General features: G+C 62.1%; 14 protein-coding genes. 2 read left to right on the forward strand and 12 right to left on the reverse strand.

What is annotated here, in order from left to right; translation table 11 throughout:
• Window positions 1–28 precede the first annotated feature (28 nt).
• The 12 genes from G3M63_RS04670 to G3M63_RS04725 all read right to left on the reverse strand — a co-directional run bounded on the left by G3M63_RS04670 (window position 29) and on the right by G3M63_RS04725 (window position 16,437).
• Window positions 29–1,138: an enolase C-terminal domain-like protein gene (locus G3M63_RS04670; protein ID WP_163982010.1), complete on the reverse strand. Its 1,110-nt coding sequence runs from the start codon at window positions 1,136–1,138 to the stop codon at window positions 29–31.
• The gene (locus tag G3M63_RS04675) at window positions 1,135–2,952 is read right to left on the reverse strand and encodes a thiamine pyrophosphate-requiring protein (protein ID WP_163982011.1); all 1,818 of its coding nucleotides are present in this window, start codon (window positions 2,950–2,952) and stop codon (window positions 1,135–1,137) included. Before G3M63_RS04675 ends, G3M63_RS04670 begins: the two co-directional genes overlap by 4 nt.
• 609 nt (window positions 2,953–3,561) lie before the next feature.
• Window positions 3,562–5,517, reverse strand: coding sequence for an acetoacetate--CoA ligase (locus G3M63_RS04680; protein ID WP_163982012.1), 1,956 nt, complete (start codon window positions 5,515–5,517; stop codon window positions 3,562–3,564).
• 243 nt (window positions 5,518–5,760) lie between these two features.
• Window positions 5,761–6,702, reverse strand: coding sequence for a hydroxymethylglutaryl-CoA lyase (locus tag G3M63_RS04685; protein WP_163982013.1), 942 nt, complete (start codon window positions 6,700–6,702; stop codon window positions 5,761–5,763).
• A 22-nt stretch (window positions 6,703–6,724) separates the two neighbouring features.
• A complete protein-coding gene (locus tag G3M63_RS04690; protein WP_163984181.1) occupies window positions 6,725–8,647 on the reverse strand; it encodes an acetyl/propionyl/methylcrotonyl-CoA carboxylase subunit alpha in 1,923 nt (640 codons plus the stop codon).
• Entirely contained in the window at window positions 8,644–9,435 is a 792-nt protein-coding gene (locus G3M63_RS04695) for a gamma-carboxygeranoyl-CoA hydratase (protein WP_163982014.1), read from the reverse strand. The genes G3M63_RS04690 and G3M63_RS04695 overlap by 4 nt, the downstream gene beginning before the upstream one ends.
• Before the next feature lie 44 nt (window positions 9,436–9,479).
• Complete coding sequence (locus G3M63_RS04700) at window positions 9,480–11,087, reverse strand: carboxyl transferase domain-containing protein (protein ID WP_163984182.1); 1,608 nt, start codon at window positions 11,085–11,087, stop codon at window positions 9,480–9,482.
• Between the two features lie 94 nt (window positions 11,088–11,181).
• Complete coding sequence (locus G3M63_RS04705) at window positions 11,182–11,325, reverse strand: hypothetical protein (protein ID WP_163982015.1); 144 nt, start codon at window positions 11,323–11,325, stop codon at window positions 11,182–11,184.
• 407 nt (window positions 11,326–11,732) lie between these two features.
• Window positions 11,733–12,896 (reverse strand): isovaleryl-CoA dehydrogenase, encoded by a 1,164-nt coding sequence (locus tag G3M63_RS04710; RefSeq protein WP_163982016.1) that lies wholly within the window; start codon window positions 12,894–12,896, stop codon window positions 11,733–11,735.
• Window positions 12,897–13,209: 313 nt separating this feature from the next.
• Entirely contained in the window at window positions 13,210–14,223 is a 1,014-nt protein-coding gene (locus G3M63_RS04715) for a zinc-binding alcohol dehydrogenase family protein (RefSeq protein WP_163982017.1), read from the reverse strand.
• Between the two features lie 229 nt (window positions 14,224–14,452).
• On the reverse strand, window positions 14,453–15,514 hold the full coding sequence (locus G3M63_RS04720; RefSeq protein WP_163982018.1) for an aminopeptidase: 1,062 nt from the start codon (window positions 15,512–15,514) through the stop codon (window positions 14,453–14,455).
• Window positions 15,515–15,516: 2 nt separating this feature from the next.
• Window positions 15,517–16,437 (reverse strand): LysR family transcriptional regulator, encoded by a 921-nt coding sequence (locus G3M63_RS04725; RefSeq protein WP_150299970.1) that lies wholly within the window; start codon window positions 16,435–16,437, stop codon window positions 15,517–15,519.
• Between the two features lie 127 nt (window positions 16,438–16,564).
• Here G3M63_RS04725 and trpB point away from each other — a divergent pair, with 127 nt between their 5' ends.
• Together trpB and trpA are read left to right on the forward strand one after the other, a co-directional pair.
• On the forward strand, window positions 16,565–17,779 hold the full coding sequence (gene trpB, locus G3M63_RS04730; protein WP_163982019.1) for a tryptophan synthase subunit beta: 1,215 nt from the start codon (window positions 16,565–16,567) through the stop codon (window positions 17,777–17,779).
• Entirely contained in the window at window positions 17,776–18,588 is an 813-nt protein-coding gene (gene trpA, locus G3M63_RS04735) for a tryptophan synthase subunit alpha (RefSeq protein WP_163982020.1), read from the forward strand. The genes trpB and trpA overlap by 4 nt, the downstream gene beginning before the upstream one ends.
• Window positions 18,589–18,735: the final 147 nt, after the last annotated feature.

Consider the following 18,735-nt stretch of genomic DNA (forward strand, 5'->3'; position numbering starts at 1 on the left):
AAGTTCCGTCAAATTCTGTCGGGTTGCGTCAGATTGCGTAGCGCCGGGCATCGGCGTGGCGAAATCTCAACCCGTGGCCGGGCTGATCGAGATCAGGCCTGATCACCCCTTCCCGGGCCTGCGGGGCGTCTTCGAAGAGCATGCTTTCAAGCCGCACATGGTCCTGAAACCATTCGATATGGCGCAGACGCGGCGCAGCGCAGGCCACGTGCCGATGCAAGGCCGGCGCGCAATGCGCCGAAAGGTCGACATGGAACGCCTCGCACAGCGCTGCCGCCTGCAGAAAGCCGCTGATACCACCGCAACGCGTCACATCGGCCTGCAGGACATCAACCGCGCCGCTTTCAAGCAGACGGCGGACATCGTCAGGGGTGTAAGCGTATTCACCAGCGGCGATATCCATCGGCTGGCCGGAGGCACTGATGGCATCGCGTACGGCGCGTAACCCGCGTACATCGTCGGAACTGACTGGCTCTTCGAACCAGCTCACCTGTGAATCGGCGATCCGGCGGGCGAAAGCAATAGCGCTGCGGCTGCTATGTGCTCCGTTGGCGTCGATAAACAGACCGGCATCGCCTATCGCCTGTCGCGCCTCCTCCACACGGTGAATATCCGCAGCCGGGTCCGTGCCCACTTTCATTTTGACCCAGCGGCAGCCGTCATCCCGCGTCCAGGCTGCGAGCTGCTCACACAGCGAGATGCCGGCCTGGGTAGTGAAGCCACCGCTACCGTAGACAGGGACCGATTCGCGTCTGGCGCCCAGCAGCCGCACCAGCGGCAGACCGAGCAGCCTGGCCTTGAGATCCCATAGCGCCGTATCGACGGCGGAAATGGCGCAGGCGCACAGCCCGGAGCGCCCGAGATTGCGCACGCTGGCCCACAATTCATCGAGAATGGCACCGATATCCAGCGCGCTGGCAGCTTCGAGCGCCGGACGCAGCTGCCTGTCGATCAAAGGCACCAGCGAAGCATCGGCGTAGGTATAACCCAGGCCGGTTTCGCCTGCGGCCTCCAGCTCGACCAATACCAGCGTGGTGGCGTCCCATTGCAACGTGCCGTCCGCCTCGGGCGCCTCGGTCGGGATCCGATAAGCCGAGGCGCGCACGCTGCTGATCAGCGGAGCGGGGGACAAACTCATTGCCCGCCCTGATCCTTCCCACTGCCGCTGTCGTCATTCTGTGGCAGCACGCCACCGAGCACCTGCTTGACTGTCTGGGTGATGATGCCGCGCTGGTCCGGATCGCCCTGCAACAATGTCGAGGCGTATTGTTTGGCCTGCTCCAGCTTGATGTGCGGCGGCAGCGGCGGGACATCCGGGTCAGTCTTGAACTCGATCAACACGGGTCGATCGGAAGCCAGTGCCTCCTCCCAGGCTGCCGCTACACGGTCTTCACTGTCGACATAGATGCCCTTCAATCCGATCGATTCGGCGAACTGGTGATAAGGCACGCTGGGAATACGCTGGGCCGCTTCGTATTTGGGATCGCCCTCCATGACCCGCTGCTCCCAGGTCACCTGATTGAGGTCCTCGTTATTGAATACGGCGCAGATCCACTGCTTGTTGGTCCATTCCTGCCAGTACTTGGCGACCGTTATCAACTCGGCCATGTTGTTCATCTGCATGGCGCCATCGCCGACCAGAGCAATCACCGGCCGGTCAGGATGGGTGAACTTGGCGGCGATGGCGTAGGGCACACCAGCACCCATGGAGGCCAGCCCGCCGGACAGCGAACACATCATGTCGCGGCGGATCTTGATGTCGCGGGCAAACCAGTTGGCGGCAGACCCTGAATCGCAGGTGATGATTGCGCGGTCCGGCAGGCGCGGCGACAGTTCGAACGCCACCCGCTGCGGATTGATCGGGTTGGCCGATACCATCGCGCGGGCTTCAAGGGTCTGCTCCCAGTCGGCGCGCCAGCCTTCCACTTCCTTGCGCCAGCTGCGATCGGTCTTGTCCTGCAACAGCGGAAGCAACGCCTGCAAGGTCTCTGCGGCGTCGCCCTCCAGATTCACCTCCATCGGATAGCGCAGGCTGAGCATGTCGGCCTTCAGGTCTATCTGCACGCCGCGCGCCTGGCCTTCTTCAGGGAGAAATTCGGAATAGGGAAAGCCCGATCCGATCATCAGCAAGGTGTCGCATTCGGTCATCAGCTTGTAGCTGGGCTCGGTGCCAAGCAGGCCGATCGAGCCCGTCACCCAGGGCAGATCGTCGGGCAGCGCAGCCTTGCCCAACAGCGCCTTGGCAACACCAGCACCGAGTTTTTCTGCGATCCGAATAACTTCGTCAGTGGCCTGCAGCGCGCCAGCGCCCACCAGAATGGCGACTTTATTGCCTTCATTCAGCACTTCCGCAGCCAGCCGCAGATCTGCCTCATAGGGCACCACCCTGGGGCGGCTGTAACCGATACCGGAATGGATAGTGCCGTGGGAGCGCTCAGGTTCGCTGTATTCCATCTCCTGGAGATCGTTCGGCAAAATAATTGCGGTGACCTTGCGTTCGCCGTAGGCGGTGCGAATGGCCCGATCGACCAGGTGGCGCACCTGCGACGGCGCACTGGCTTGCTGCACAAAGGCACCGGCGACGTCCTTGAACATGGACATCAGATCCAGCTCCTGCTGGTAATGGCCGCCCAGACAGGTACGCGCCTGCTGTCCGGTTATGGCCAGCACCGGCATGTGGTCCATGCGCGCGTCGTAGAGTCCAGTCAACAGATGCGAAGCGCCCGGGCCGGACGTGGCGATACAGACCCCGAGACCGCCGGAAAACTTGGCGTCAGCTGAAGCCATGAAGGCCGCCATTTCCTCATGCCGGGCCTGAATGAACTTAATCTTGCCGTTGGCTCGGCTGAGCGCGCCGAACACGCCGTTGATGCCGTCACCGGGGTAACCGTAGATGCGGCGTATACCCCACTGGTAAAGCCGTTCGACAAAATATTCGCTGACTGTAGCCATGGGAACCTCGCTTGATCTGGATGTGACTGCATGCAGACAAAGAGAGGCTGACCGCAGGCCGCTGAAGAAGCGCGCGCCCGGGGAGAATGGTCTTGACTGGCTCAGCCTCAAATGCCTGTCATGAGGTTGTGACCGGAGAGTAGTCTGAGGGTTTCCCCTGATTCGGTTAAAGTCGACGATCGCGCGTAGGCATCTTGAGGACCCGCCCGGAATCAAGACTCGATACACGGTGCGTGTCCTGGGGGTGTAGCGCGCCTGCGCTACGCCAAACTCGGGAGCCGCTCCAAACCCCGTCGGCGCGCAGGCGCACGCCAACCCCAGGTTGACCCCGCTTCGTCGGCGCGTCCGAACGCGGCCCGAGGCGCACGCCAACCCCAGGAAAACCACTCGGCAACCGCTACGCCAGCTGAAAGAATGCAGCACTACGTAGCAACGCTCACCCTGGGGGTGTAGCGCGCCTGCGCTACGCCAAATTCGCAAAGAAAAGAGCACCAAACCCCGTCGGCGCGTCCGAACGAGGCCCCGAGGCGCAAGCCAACCCAGGGTTTAGCCCCGCTTGATCGTTGAACCCGAACGTGGCCGGAGACACTTGCCCCGAGAAAAGGGGATTTAGCTAGCCAGCTCCGGCCGATCGCGGAAGTATTCCAGCGCCTCAGGATTGGCCAGAGCATCAGTGTTCTTCACCGGCCGCCCATGAATCGTCTCGCGAACGGCCACTTCGACGATCTTGCCGCTGACCGTACGCGGAATATCAGCGACTGCGAAAATGCGCGCCGGCACATGCCGCGGGGTGGCATTGGCGCGGATCACCCGGCGGATGCGCTGTTCCAGTGCCGCGTCCAGCATCACGCCGTCACGCAGCCGCACCGCCAGTACGATTCGCTCATCGCCCTGCCAATGCTGGCCAACGGCGATGGATTCCAGCACTTCATCGACCTTCTCCACCTGCCGATAGATTTCGGCGGTGCCGATGCGCACGCCGCCCGGGTTGAGGACCGCGTCAGACCGGCCATGAATGATCAGCCCGCCGTTCGGCGTTTCCTCCGCGTAATCACCATGCGCCCAGACGCCTGGAAACCGTGCGAAGTAGGCCTTGTGAAAACGGCTGCCGTGCTCGTCCCTCCAGAACCCGACAGGCATCGACGGAAAAGGCCGCGTACAGACCAGCTGGCCTTTCTCGCCGTAGACGCGCTTGCCCTGCTCATCCCATACCTCGACCGCCATACCCAATCCCGCGCACTGCAACTCACCGGGCCACACCGGTAGTACCGGATTGCCCAGCGCGAAGCAGGAGACGATATCCGTACCGCCGGAGATGGAAGACAGGCACAGGTCCGCCTTGATCTCACGGTAAACATATTCAAAGCCTTCCGGTGCCAGCGGCGAGCCGGTCGACAGCAGTGTTTTGAGGCGGCTCAACTGATGGGTTTCGCGGGGCTTGCAGCCTGCCTTTTCCAGCGCTGCGATATAGCGTGCGCTGGTACCGAACACGCTGATGCCCTCTGCCTCGATCAGATCCATCAGCCGTTGCGCTTGCGGCTCGAAGGGGGAGCCGTCGTACAGCACCAGCGTGGCGCCAACCGCCAGGCCCGAGACCAGCCAGTTCCACATCATCCAGCCGCAGGTGGTGAAATAGAACAGGGTGTCCTCCGGCCCCAGGTCGGTATGCAGACCATGCTCCTTGAGGTGCTGCAGCAGCGTGCCGCCGGTACCGTGGACGATGCACTTGGGCACGCCCGTGGTACCGCTGGAGTAGAGGATGTACAGCGGATGACCGAAGGGTACTGCCACGAACTCCGGCTCGCCGCCGGGCTGATAAAAATCCTGCCACAGGCTGGTGGGTACAACGGATGCGAAATCCGCTGAACTTGCCTCGGCGTGCGTATAGGGCACCAGCACCAGCCGCTCCAGCGACGGCAGTTGAGCGAGGATGTCTTTGAGCTTGTCGGTGAGATCGATCTGCTTGCCCGCGTATTGATAGCCGGCGCAGGCGATCAGTACTTTGGGCTCAATCTGACCGAAACGATCAACCACACCCTGAGTGCCGAAGTCCGGCGAACAGGATGACCACACGGCACCCAGGCTGGTCGCAGCGAGCATGCCAACCACCGTCTGCCAGGTATTCGGCATAAAGGCGGCAACCCGGTCGCCTGCCACGACACCTGCTTCACGCAGCGCCCGTTGTAGTCCGGCAACATGGGCGCTCAGTTCAGCGTAGGAAAACTGCTCACGATGCCCGTCCTCGGCGATGGCAACCAATGCCGGATGATCATCCCGGCGGCGCAACAAATGCTCGGCAAAATTCAGCGTCGCGCCGGGAAACCATTGAGCGCCCGGCATGGCTTCGCCGTTCAGCAGTACGTCGGTAGGCGGCGTGGTAAAACGCACCTCAAAATAATCCGCAATCGCCTGCCAGAAGACGCTGCGCTGCTCAATGCTCCAGGCGTGGAGTGCAGGGTAATCGACCAATTCAAGCTGATGGCGCTGTTCAACATACCGCCGAAAGCCGTCCATGCGGCTGGCAGCAATGCGGTCGGGCGTGGGCGTCCAGAGCGGTGCGGACATAACGTAATCCTTCAGGCTTTGGCTAGGGTCTGTTGCCGTTTCATCGCGAGCCGCATTGCTGTGTCAAATGACGCCAGGCAAGGCGCGGGACGCAGGTAATGGTTGTCCCCTTGCCTAGTCCCGCAACGCCGCATGGCGTTATTTGCCACGCAACCCGAAGGGACGGGGCCCGTTTACCGCAGCACTGCGTTACTCGTCACTCATTTTAACAACCAAACTTCATTCCTCGCGCCTTGTTCTGCACTAAACGGGCCTCCGTCGCGGCCGCGATGAAACGGCAACAGACCCTACACTGGCCCGCGCTACACGCGAGCCGTTCGGCTTGTCGAGCAGGGTGCAGATGCGTTGTCCGGCAGCTATCACCTGATCCAGATCGACGCCGGTATGGATACCCAGCCCGTTGAGCAGATACAGCACGTCTTCTGTGGCGACATTTCCCGTGGCACCTGCGGCGTAGGGGCAGCCGCCGAGTCCGGCAACCGAGCTGTCGAATACGCTGATACCTTCCAGCAGTCCGGCGTAGATATTGGTCAGCGCCTGGCCATAGGTATCGTGGAAGTGGCCGGCCAGCTGCTGACGCGAGATATCGCGGCCGACAAAATCGAACAGGCTGCGCGTCTCGCCGGCGGTGCCCACGCCAATGGTATCGGCCAGGCACACCTCATAGCAGCCCATCGACAGCAGCTCAGTGGCGATACTCGCCACCTGCTCAGGCGGCACCGCGCCCTCATAGGGGCAACCCAGCACGCAGGAGACATAGCCGCGCACGCGCATGCCGTGCCGCTGCGCCTGCTGCATGAGCGGAGCGAAGCGCGCCAGGCTTTCGGCGATGGAGCAGTTGATGTTTTTCTGCGAGAACGACTCCGAGGCCGCGGCAAACACCGCCACCTCCTTCACACCCGCCGCCAGCGCCGCGTCCAGTCCCTTGAGGTTCGGCGCCAACGCCGCATAGATCACGCCGGGACGCTGCCTGATACCGGCGAACACCTCGGCGCTGCCGGCCATCTGCGGCACCCACTTGGGCGAGACGAAGCTGCCCACCTCGATATATCGCAGACCAGCGTCGGTCAGGTCATCGACCAGCCGCACCTTGTCCGCAACGCTGATCGGCTGCTTCTCGTTCTGCAGCCCGTCGCGGGGGCCCACTTCAACAAGGCGTACCTGGGTGGGCAGGCTCTGGTTCATGCTGTTTGTCCTTTAATGATGCTCAGGTTTCGCTGCGCTGTTGGGCTTCAGCGGCGCTGTGCAGATCGATCAATACCGCGCCTTCGGCAACCATCGCGCCCTCAGCGTAGAAAACCTCACGCACCCGACCGGCGGCCGGGGCACGAATACTATGCTCCATCTTCATCGCCTCCAGCACAACCAGCGGCGCGCCGGCTGCCACCTCATCCCCAGCCTGCACCAGCACCCGAACGATGTTGCCGTTCATCGGTGCGGTCAGACTGCCCTGCGGTGCAAGAGAAGCCTGCACTTCCGCAAGCGGATCGACCGCCCGTACTGCCAGCCAATCGTGCTGCCACTGAAAGTACAGCGTCGCACCCTGACGAAAGTATTTCGCGGCAACCTTTGCCGCGTGATCAGCGCAGGGGACGATTCGCTTACGTTCCCCGGCGCAGCTCAGATGCAGCGGCTGGGCATTGCTCAGGCCCGCGCGCCAGCCGTTGAGGCGGGCCCAGGGCGAATGCATATCATCGCCCCGCTGGATGGGCGGCTCAGTGGCAAGCCAGGCGTCGGCGGCCGCCTGCCAGAACGCATCCGGCAAGGGTTCTGGACTGGGCAGCAACTGCGCCTCGTGACGCGGGATGAAAGCGGTATCCAGCCCCGCCGCGGCAAAGGCGGGATGGGAGATGATCCGCGTGAGAAACGCTAGATTGGTATGCAGCCCGCCAACCACCGTTTCGCCCAGCATTTGCAGCAAGCGGCGCCTGGCCATTTCGCGCGTCTCCCCCCAGGCAATCAGCTTGGCGAGCATCGGATCATAGAAGGGCGACACCTCGTCACTCTGCTCGATGCCGCTGTCTACCCGGCGGCCGGGACCCGCGGCCGGCTCGCGGTACAGATCAAGCCGGCCGGTGGAGGGCAGAAAGCCGCTGGCAGGTTCCTCGGCGTAGAGCCGCACTTCTATGGCGTGACCATTGAGCGGCACCTGAGACTGACTTAACCGCAGCGGCTCACCCACGGCAATGCGTATCTGCCAGGCGACCAGATCCAGCCCGGTAATCGCCTCGGTCACCGGATGCTCCACCTGCAACCGGGTGTTCATCTCCATGAAGAAAAAATCGCCACGCTCATCCAGCAAAAACTCAACGGTTCCGGCACCGACATAACCAATCGCTTGAGCAGCCTTGACCGCCGCCTCGCCCATCGCCGCCCGCAACGCGGGCGTCAGCCCGGGCGCTGGCGCTTCCTCGACCACCTTCTGATGCCGCCGCTGGATGGAGCAATCGCGCTCGTTGAGATAGATGCATCCACCATGCTGGTCGGCAAACACCTGGATTTCGATGTGCCGGGGCTTGAGCAGGTATTTCTCAACCAGTATCCGCTCATCACCGAAGGATGACCGCGCCTCCCGCTGCGCCGAGGCCAATGCCTCGGCCAGCTCAGGCTCGGACTCGACCACCTTCATGCCTTTGCCGCCACCGCCGGCGCTGGCCTTGAGCAGCACCGGATAGCCGATACGTGCCGCTTCATCCCGGAAGCTGTCGAGACTCTGATCCGCGCCGTGATAACCCGGCACCAGCGGCACACCGGCCTCCTGCATCAATGCCTTGGCGGCGGATTTGCTGCCCATGGCGTCGATGGCCGACGCAGGCGGGCCAAGCAGAATCAGCCCGGCGGCTTCGATGGCGCGGGCGAATTCGGCGTTCTCCGAGAGAAAACCGTAGCCGGGATGAATGGCCTGGCAACCGCTCTGGCGCGCGGCCTCGATGATGGCGTCAATGCGCAGGTAACTGTCGGCGGGCTTGGCACCGCCGAGTCCGACCGCCATGTCTGCCTCCCGTACGTGCCGCGCATCGCGGTCGATATCACTGTGCACGGCAACGGTGACAATGCCCAGCTCGCGGCAGGTGCGCATGATCCGGCAAGCAATTTCGCCGCGGTTGGCGACCAGTAGCCGATTGATCATGCTTGCCATGCCGGTTTGCGTTTTTCCAGAAAGGCTTTCAGCCCCTCCTGACCCTCGGGGCTGACACGGATGCGCGCGATAGCGGCTTCGGTGTAGCGGCGCAGCGGTGTGGAAAACTCGCCCTGCTTGACCTCCAGCATCAACAGCTTGGTGGCGCGCATGGCTGTCGGACTGTTGAGCAACATATTGTCGACCCAGCCCTGCAGGGCCTGATCGAGACACTCGGCCGGATAGCACTCGGCAAGCAATCCCAGCTCGCGGGCGGTCCGGCCATCAAAGCGCTCGGCGGTCAACGCGTAACGCCGGGCGGCGCGCGTGCCCACGGCCTGTACGATAAACGGACTGACCACGGCCGGAATCAAGCCGATGCGTACCTCCGACAGACAGAACTGTGCTTCTTCAGCGCCGATCGCCATATCGCAACAACTCACCAGCCCCAGCGCGCCGCCGTAGGCGGCACCATGCACCACGGCCAGCGTTGGCAGCCGCAGCTGGCTGAGGCTGGCCATCAATTGCGCCAGCTCACGGGCGTCGCTGAGATTGGCGTTGTAGTCCAGTTCCGCGGATGCCTGCATCCAGGCCAGGTCCGCGCCCGCGGAGAAATGTCGGCCACGTCCGCGAAAAACCAGAAAACGCAGCGAATCGTCAGATTGCACCTGATCGATAGCCTGCAGCAGTTCGGCAATCATCTCGGCGTTGAAGGCGTTGTTCTTGTCCGGCCGGTTGAGCCACAGCGTGGCGACGCCCTGTGCATCACGTTCAAGCTCAATGGTAGTGAAATCAGTCATACATCTGTCTTCCGCTGTCTGTGGAGCCGTAACTGGCAAGCCGCTTACATTCTGAATACACCGAAGCGCGTCGGCTCGATGGGTGCGTTGAGGGCAGCGGAAATCGCCAGTCCGAGAACGTCCCGGGTCTGCGCCGGGTCGATCACGCCGTCATCCCAGAGCCGGGCGCTGGAATAATAAGGGTGCCCCTGATGTTCATACTGATCGAGAATCGGCTGGCGCAACGCCTGTTCCTGCTCGCTGGAGAACGTCTCGCCGTGGCGTTCGGCCTGCTCGCGCTTGACCTGCACCAGCACGCCGGCGGCCTGTTCCGCACCCATCACGCCGATTCGCGCGTTCGGCCACATCCACAGAAAGCGCGGATCATAGGCCCGGCCGCACATGCCGTAATTGCCGGCGCCAAAGCTGCCGCCGATGATGACGGTGAACTTGGGCACGCGGGCGCAGGCCACCGCGGCGACCAGCTTGGCACCGTGCTTGGCGATGCCGCCGGCCTCGTATTTCTGCCCGACCATGAAACCGGTGATGTTCTGTAGAAACAGCAGCGGAATGCCGCGCTGGCAAGCCAGCTCGATGAAATGCGCGCCCTTTTGCGCCGACTCGCTGAACAACACCCCGTTGTTTGCCAGTATCGCCACCGGGTAACCGTGCAGGTGGGCGAAGCCGCACACCAGGGTGGTGCCGAATAACGCCTTGAATTCATCAAAAGCACTGTCGTCGACTAGCCGGGCAATGACTTCGCGTATCTCCAGCGGATGCTTGGGATCAGCCGGGATCAGCCCGTACAAGTCCTCTGCCGGAAAGCGCGGGGCAATGGCCTCGCGACTGTTCAGTACGCCCTGCTTGCGCCAGTTGAGGTGGGCGATACAACGTCTTGCCAACGCCAGCCCGTGTTCATCATTCTCGGCATAGTGATCGGCCACGCCCGAAGACCGGCAATGCACATCGGCCCCGCCCAGATCCTCGGCGCTGACCACTTCACCGGTGGCGGCTTTCACCAAAGGCGGGCCGGCGAGAAAGATGGTCGCCTGGTTGCGCACCATGATGGCTTCATCAGCCATAGCCGGCACGTAGGCGCCGCCGGCGGTGCAGGAGCCCATCACCACGGCGATCTGCGGAATGCCCTGGGCGCTCATGTTGGCCTGGTTGAAAAAGATGCGGCCGAAGTGTTCACGGTCGGGGAACACTTCATCCTGACGCGGCAAATTGGCCCCGCCGGAATCGACCAGATAGATACAGGGCAGGCGATTTTCGTTGGCGACGGCCTGGGCGCGCAGATGCTTTTTCACAGTGAGTGGGTAGTAAGAGCCACCCTTCACCGTCGCATCATTGGCCAGGATCATGCACTCGACGCCCTCGACACGGCCGATACCGGCGATCAGTCCCGCGGCTGGCACGGCTTCATCGTAGACGTCATGCGCCGCCAGCTGGCCGATTTCCAGAAAGGGCGAACCGGGGTCGAGCAGGGTATCGATACGCTGACGCGGCAGCAGCTTGCCGCGGGCCAAATGTCGCTCCTGTGCCTTGGCACCGCCGCCTTCGGCGATGCGCGCCAGCAGCGTGCGGAGCTCCTCGACCAGCGTACGCATGGATTTAGCCTTCTCGATGAAGTCGCTGGATTGTGGGCTGATACGGCTATTGAGAATCATCAGATGCGGGCTCGCTGCGGGGCAACCTGGGAGTGTAGCGCGCCTGCGCTATACCGGGGGTTGGTGTCACCGCGAGGTCCATCGTCCCGACCGATCTCTATAAGTCCGCATCCAATACCGAATTGGGTGCCAGCTGCAAGCTGTCGTCGAGCCGGCGCTCGACAACCCCAGGAGGAAGCAAGCCCAGGCGCACTTGCCTGGGGGTGTAGTGCGCCTGCGCTACGCCGGGGGTTGGTGTCACCGCGAGGTCCGTCGTCCCGACCGACCTCTATAAGTCCGCATTTAATAGCGAATTGGGTGCCAGCTGCAAACTGTCGTCGAGCCGGCGCTCGACAACCCCAGGAAGGCGGCCCTGATCGCGCAGGTGCGCTCCCCTGGGGGTGTAGCGCGCCTGCGCTACGCCAAGGGTTCACGTCACCGCGAGATTCATTGTCCCGACGGACCTCTATGAGTCCGCATCCAATAGCGAATTGGGTGCTGGCTGCAAACTGTCGTCGAGCCGGCGCTCGACAACCCCAGGGGAAAACCAGCGCAAGCGCACTGACCTGGGGGTGTAGTGCGCCTGCGCTACGCCAAGGGTTGGGGCTGCTTCGGCCTATGACCAAACAACGTGACCCGATACCCCCTCCGACTATTGGGTGAAGTCTTTTAGCGCGTCTCATTGAACAGCTCGCGCCCGATCAACATGCGCCGTATTTCACTGGTGCCCGCGCCGATTTCGTAGAGCTTGGCATCGCGCAGCAGGCGGCCGGTGGGGTAATCGTTGATGTAGCCGTTGCCGCCGAGAATCTGGATGGCATCCAGCGCCATCTGCGTGGCGCGCTCAGCGGTGTAAAGAATCACCCCGGCGGCATCCTTGCGGGTGGCTTCGCCGCGGTCACAGGCCTGAGCCACGGCATACAGATAGGCGCGGCTGGCGTTGAGCTGGGTGTACATGTCGGCGACCTTGCCCTGAATCAGTTGAAATTCGCCGATGGCCTGGCCGAACTGCTGCCGCTCGTGGATATAGGGCAGCACGGCATCCAGGCAGGCCTGCATGATGCCCACCGGGCCGCCGGACAGCACCACGCGCTCGTAGTCCAGACCGCTCATCAACACGCGCGCCCCGCCGTTGAGTTCGCCGAGCAGGTTGTCCTCGGGCACCTCGACGTCATCGAAAAACAGCTGACAGGTGTTGGAGCCGCGCATCCCCAGCTTGTCGAACTTGTCGCCCTGGCTGAAACCGAGCCAGTCGCGCTCGACGATGAATGCACTGACACTGCGCGATCCGCCTTCGGGTTCGGTCTTGGCGTAGATGACATAAGTATCGGCATCAGGACCGTTGGTAATCCAGGTCTTGCTGCCGTTGAGCACAAAACGGTCACCGCGGCGCTCGGCACGCAGGGACATGCTCATCACATCGGAACCGGCATTGGGTTCACTCATGGCCAACGCACCGACGTGCTCGCCGCTGATCAGCTTCGGCAGATAACGCGCCTTCTGCTCGGCGGTGCCGTTGCGGTTGATCTGGTTGACGCAGAGATTGGAGTGGGCGCCATAGGACAGGGCGACCGAGGCAGAGCCACGGCTTATCTCCTCCATGGCGATAACGTGGGCGAGGTAGCCCAGTCCCGCGCCGCCATATTGCTCTTCAACCGTGATGCCGAGCAGCCCCAGATCGCCGAAACGGCGCCACATGCCAGCGGGGAACTGGTTGTCACGATCAATGGCAGCCGCCTGCGGGGCCAATTCTGCCGCGACAAAGGACTGAACCTGATCGCGCAGCATGTCCAGCGTCTCACCCAGGGCAAAGCCGAGGCTTGGGTAATTCATGGTTCCACCTGCCTGTTTTATTATTATTGGAAAGCGAGTCCCTTCAAGGAGCCTCTGAACAGCTACTGCGCTCGGCCATGCTGCATTGAAATCCTTCCGAAACCCGGCGTCTCAAAACCGCTCCATCTACACAACCTAGGCTGGTATGCCCAGCCCGGTGCGCTTTTTCGCCGGATTTCGCCTTGCCTGGCCTTCGCTCGCTGAGTTGTCAAAGGCTCCTTAAGGTCAGTCGATCCTCACAGATTAGGTAAAACTGTTGCGCGCCGCCAGAGGGCAGCACAGCAGCACTGAAATACGCCGGAACACCCAGGGGTTACGCGAAGCCCTCAAGTACGATCTTGCCGCGTGATTTATGGCTTTCAAGCAATTGGTGGGCCTTGATCAGATTGGCCGCGTTGATGACGCCAAAGTGTTCGGCCAGCGTGGTGCGCAGCGTATCCTTGTCCGCCAGGGCTGCGATCCGGTCGAGCAGAAGCCCTTGCGCATGCATATCCGGTGTCTGATGCAGACTGCGGGTGAACATGAATTCCCAGTGCAAGGAGATGCTCTTGGGCTTGAGTTTGCGTATATCCAGTGTTTCGAAATCATCAATCAAGGCGAGCTTGCCCTGCGGCGCCAGACATTCCACGTATTGATCAAAGTGTTCAGCGGTATGAGTAAGCGAAGCAACCATGGTCACCGGCCCAAGGCCCTGGGCTTCCAGTTGAGGCAGTAAGGGCTGGCTGTGATCGATGACGTATTTCGCGCCAAGCGTCTTTACCCACTCCACACTTTCCGGACGGGCAGCGGTCGCGATCACTTTCAGCCGCGTCAACCGGCTCGCCAGCTGCACCAGTATCGAACCTACGCCCCCCGCAGCCCCGACAATCAGCAGACTCTGTCCGGCGCCGTTGCCTTCCGCGACACCGAGACGGTCGAACAGCAATTCCCAGGCGGTGATGGCTGTAAGCGGCAACGCGGCGGCTTCTGCATCGCTCAGGTTTTCCGGAGCGTGCCCGACGATGCGCTCGTCGACCAGTTGATATTCGGCGTTGCTGCCAGGCCGATTGACCGCACCGGCGTAAAAAACCCGATCTCCCACTGCGAAGCCGCTGACTTCCTCGCCGATGCCTTCGACGATACCTACCGCATCCCAACCCAGCACCTCAGCGACGTCCGAAGCAGGCTCACGCGTTCTACGAATTTTGGTATCGACCGGATTGACCGAAATTGCGTTGATTCTGACCAACAGGTCACGCGGACCGGGGGAGGGAATCGGCAAATGGATGTCGATGAGCGCGTCTGCACGATTGATGTCGCCAGCCTGATGATATCCAACTGCTTTCATGGTAAGGCCTCGGTTGCTGTTATTTTGGCTTAGAGTACCATGCTAGACGCTTCGCAGGGGTTTGGACAAATTATCAAAATGTCCCGCCATCACAGTCAATACACTGCTGAATCGCCGCAGAGCGGCTGATCCTGTCGGCCTGTTCAACGGTAAAGTGGAGCCTGGTCAGCGCGAAAATGGAACAAAGGTCTCACCGCCACGGCTGTCGTAAGTAATCAAAGACGGCTGGTCAGGACTCGCCAGCCAGCTGAACGAGACGTCGGGTTCTGTCCGGGCCTTCCATATTTCCAAGCTGCTCTACCGCCGCGTAGAAGGCCGTCCAGTCTTCCCCGACCTGCTGGAACAGCCGCTCAAATGCAGGAATCCACTGGTCATACAATCCAAATGGCAGCAACGCGGCGTTGTTCAAGGAATCCCCGAACCATTGATCGAAGCCGGCAAAACCCTCCCATTGCTCGTCGCGCAGCCTTTGGTAGTCAGCGCGCAGTTGAGCGAAACGCTCAGTCTTGGCGGCGCGTTTTTCTGCCTCGCTGAGGTTACTGGCATAGAGAGTTGCCAGACCATCGCGCGCCGCCAGTACCAGTTCCGTGAGTTGCTGCTGGCGCCGATCCAATGCCATGTCGGGTGGCGGCAAGTTCCGAGACGCCCGCCACTGGCGGAGCCCTTGTTGGCCGACAAAGCTGGCGAAGGACTCATTGAACGCCGTGTCGTCCTTGATATAGAACTGCTGGTGGGCCAACTCATGGAATATCAGTTTGGCTACGTAGTCATCGTCCCAGTGCATCATCGAGCTGAGCACCGGGTCGTCATACCAGCCAAGCGTGGAATAGGCCGGCACACCGCCAACGAACACATCCATGCCCCGCTCGCGCCAGGCTGATGCTTCCCGGTGTGCGCGCTCCTCCTGGAAATACCCCTTGTAAGCAACGCAGCCGGCAACGAGATAGCAGTGTTCCACCGGGTCCAGCGAAAATTCCGGTGTGACAAACACATTCCACACCACGTAGAGGCGAGGCAAGGCGGTGTAGCGCGTATAGCTGGGGTTATCCGGCAAGGCGAGGGTGTCACTGGCGAAACGCCGCGCTTGCAAGGCGGCCGCCAGCCTCGATTGCAGATTCGGGTCGGCTGTTGGATCTTCGAGAATGGCTCGTATCGGCACGCTGTCACGGATCACGGCGCGCTGGCCTTGCCATGCCTGGTGGGCGTATTCCGCGGTGCTGCATCCAGCAAACAGGCCGGCCAGTGTTAACAGTAAAATCGCTCGGAGGGTTCTGACTGCAGGAGCTCGCATCTTTACTCCGCTGACCCGGGCTTGGCGGGACTGTTGATGGAAACGAGATTGGTTTTCAGCCAGTCGGCCAACGCTTCTGCCTGCCGTTGCGGTTGGCGCGCCGGCACCCAGAGCGCCAACTGGTTAGCCGTTTCGACAAACCCCCAGGGGGCCAGCAGTCTGCCGGACGCGACGTCATCGGCGACCAGCAGCTCAGGCGCGATCGCCACGCCGAGCCCCGCCAGTGCTGCTTCAAGCAGGTAATACAGATGCTCGAAACCTTGTCCGGTCTGCAACGAAGCCGCATCCAGCCCGGCCGCGCGCGCCCAGTCTGTCCAGGCCTGCGGGCGGGACAAGGTATGCAACAGGGGCTCACCGGCAAGCACCGCGGACGGCTTGCCCTGCAACGCCGCGGCGCCGGCATAACCGGGGCTGAACACCGGTCCGATGCGCTCGCCCAGCAGAGGATACAGGTGCATATCCGCCGGCCAGGGTGGCGCTGCGAACAACAGCGTCGCGCTGACGCCGGAACGACGCGGGTCCAGCTCGCCCTCGCTGGCCGACAGATGCAGATTGAGCCCGGGCAGTTCTGCATTCAACCGATCGAGCCGGGGAATGAACCAGCGCGCCAGCAGACTCCCCGGGCAGGCCAACAGAAACGGAGCGCCTACTCGCAGCTCGGCGATTTCCGCACAGGTGGCGCGCAACAGCTCGAAGGCATCCCGGCTGCCATCGCGCAGGCGCTTGCCGGCTGGTGTTAGCCGCACGCCACGGCCAGCCTTCTCGAACAACCTAACCCCGAGCTCGTCCTCCAGCGTGCGTATCTGGCGACTGACGGCACCGTGTGTGACATTCAGCCGATCCGCTGCCTGGCTCACGCTTTCCAGGCTAGCGGCCGCTTCGAAGGCTTTCAGCGCATTGAGCGAGGGCAATCTGCTGGTCATCGATCGGCCACTTTTTCTCACAGGTTGCAGCCATCTTATCGATTTTTTCCTGGTCCTGCCTGCCTTAGCATCGCCTCCATGGTTTTTTTTCATAACCGCGATGCTGAACTCAGTAGAGGAACCGATCATGCAGACAGCCACAACGCGTTTCAGCCAGGGCGCAGACGCCCAGGGACAATTTGGCTCGTTCGGCGGTCGTTTCGTCGCCGAGTCGCTCATGCCGCTGATTCTGCAGCTTGAGCAAGCCTTCAATACAGCCATGGCCGAACCCGACTTTCTCGCCGAACTGGATCGCTTCCAGGCCGAGTTTGTTGGTCGGCCCAGCCCGTTGTACTTCGCCGAGCGGCTGACGGCGCTTTACGGCGGAGCAAAGATCTACTTCAAGCGTGAGGAGCTCAATCACACCGGCGCGCACAAGATCAACAACTGTATCGGGCAGATTCTGCTGGCGCGGCGCATGGGCAAGACCCGCATCATCGCCGAGACCGGCGCCGGCATGCACGGCGTGGCGACTGCCACCGTGGCGGCGCGCTTCGGCCTGCAATGCGTGGTGTACATGGGCGCAACCGACATCGAGCGCCAGCGTGACAATGTGGCGCGCATGCGCTTGCTGGGCGCAGAGATCGTGCCGGTCACCTCCGGTACCGGCACCCTGAAAGACGCCATGAATGAGGCGTTGCGCGACTGGGTCACCAATATCGACAACACCTTTTATCTGATCGGTACCGTAGCCGGTCCGCATCCCTATCCGACCATGGTGCGTGAATTCCAGGCTGTAATAGGCCGTGAAACGCGCCAGCAGATGCTCGACCGTGAGGGTCGTCTGCCGGACAGTCTGGTGGCCTGCATCGGCGGCGGCTCGAACGCCATGGGCCTGTTTCATGCGTTTCTGGATGAAGAAGCCGTGCGCATGATTGGTGTCGAAGCAGCGGGGGAAGGCCTCGCCAGCGGGAAGCATGCGGCCAGTCTCAAAGGGGGGTTCGCCGGAGTGCTGCACGGCAATCGCACCTATCTGCTGCAGGATGAAGACGGCCAGATAACCGACGCCCATTCGATCTCCGCCGGCCTCGACTACCCCGGCATCGGGCCCGAGCACGCCTGGTTGCATGAGCAGGGCCGGGTGGAATACACCGCCATCGATGATCACCAGGCACTGGCGGCGTTTCACACCTGCTGTCGCCAGGAAGGCATCATCCCTGCGCTGGAAACCGCCCATGCCCTGGCCGAGGTAGCCCGGCTGGCGCCGCAATTGCCGAGCGATCATCTGATGGTGGTCTGCCTGTCCGGGCGCGGTGACAAGGATATGCCCACTGTGCTGCGTCTGATGGAGGAACAAGCATGAACTCACGTCTCGAAGCCCGTTTTCAGCAACTGTCGGCTGAGAATCGCGCCGCGCTGGTTACCTACGTGTGTGCCGGCGATCCTGATTACGAGACCAGTCTGGCATTGCTGAAACACTTGCCGGGCGCAGGCGCGGATATCATCGAGTTAGGCATGCCCTTCAGCGATCCAATGGCAGACGGCCCGGCAATCCAGGCCGCAGCACTGCGCGCCCTGCGCGGCGGCCAGACCCAGCGCAAGACGCTGGAAATGGTGCGTCAATTCCGTGAGCACGACGACGCCACACCGGTGGTATTGATGGGTTACTACAACCCGATCCATCGATACGGCGCGCTTGAGTTCATGCGTGATGCCAGCGCGTCGGGCGTCGACGGGCTGCTGATCGTCGACCTGCCCGCCGAGCACGACGCCGAACTAGGGCCACTCTCACGGCAGTACGGAATCGACATGATCCGTATGGCGACGCCGACAACCGATGCCCAACGCTTACCCAAAGTACTGGCGCAGGCCAGCGGCTTTCTCTACTACGTTTCGCTAAATGGGGTCACCGGAGTCGGCCAGGCAGACGGGGCTCAGGTACGCGATGCAATCGGCGCCATCAGGCAGCAGTCCGCATTACCGGTGTGTGTGGGTTTCGGCGTGCGCACTCCGCAACAGGCTGCCAGCTTCGCCCGGGACGCCGAAGGGGTGGTAGTAGGCTCGGCGCTGGTGGAATGTATCGAACGCGCAGCTACAGGTGAGAAAGCCGTCGAGGCAGTGCTGGAGCTGACCGGACAACTGGCCGCGGCGGTGCGCTCCGCTCGGCAGTAACGCTGCGCCGCGAGATTTCAACGCAGTATGGCCGAGCGCAGCAGCTAAGGAATCCAGGGAGCCGCTGAGAACGTCGCGAGCGACGGCCAGACAAGGCGAAATCCGACGAAAAAGCGCAGTTTACGTTCTGTAAATGAGCATTTTGAG

This window comes from Pseudomonas sp. OIL-1, from assembly GCF_010669185.1.
Taxonomy (GTDB): domain Bacteria; phylum Pseudomonadota; class Gammaproteobacteria; order Pseudomonadales; family Pseudomonadaceae; genus Halopseudomonas; species Halopseudomonas profundi.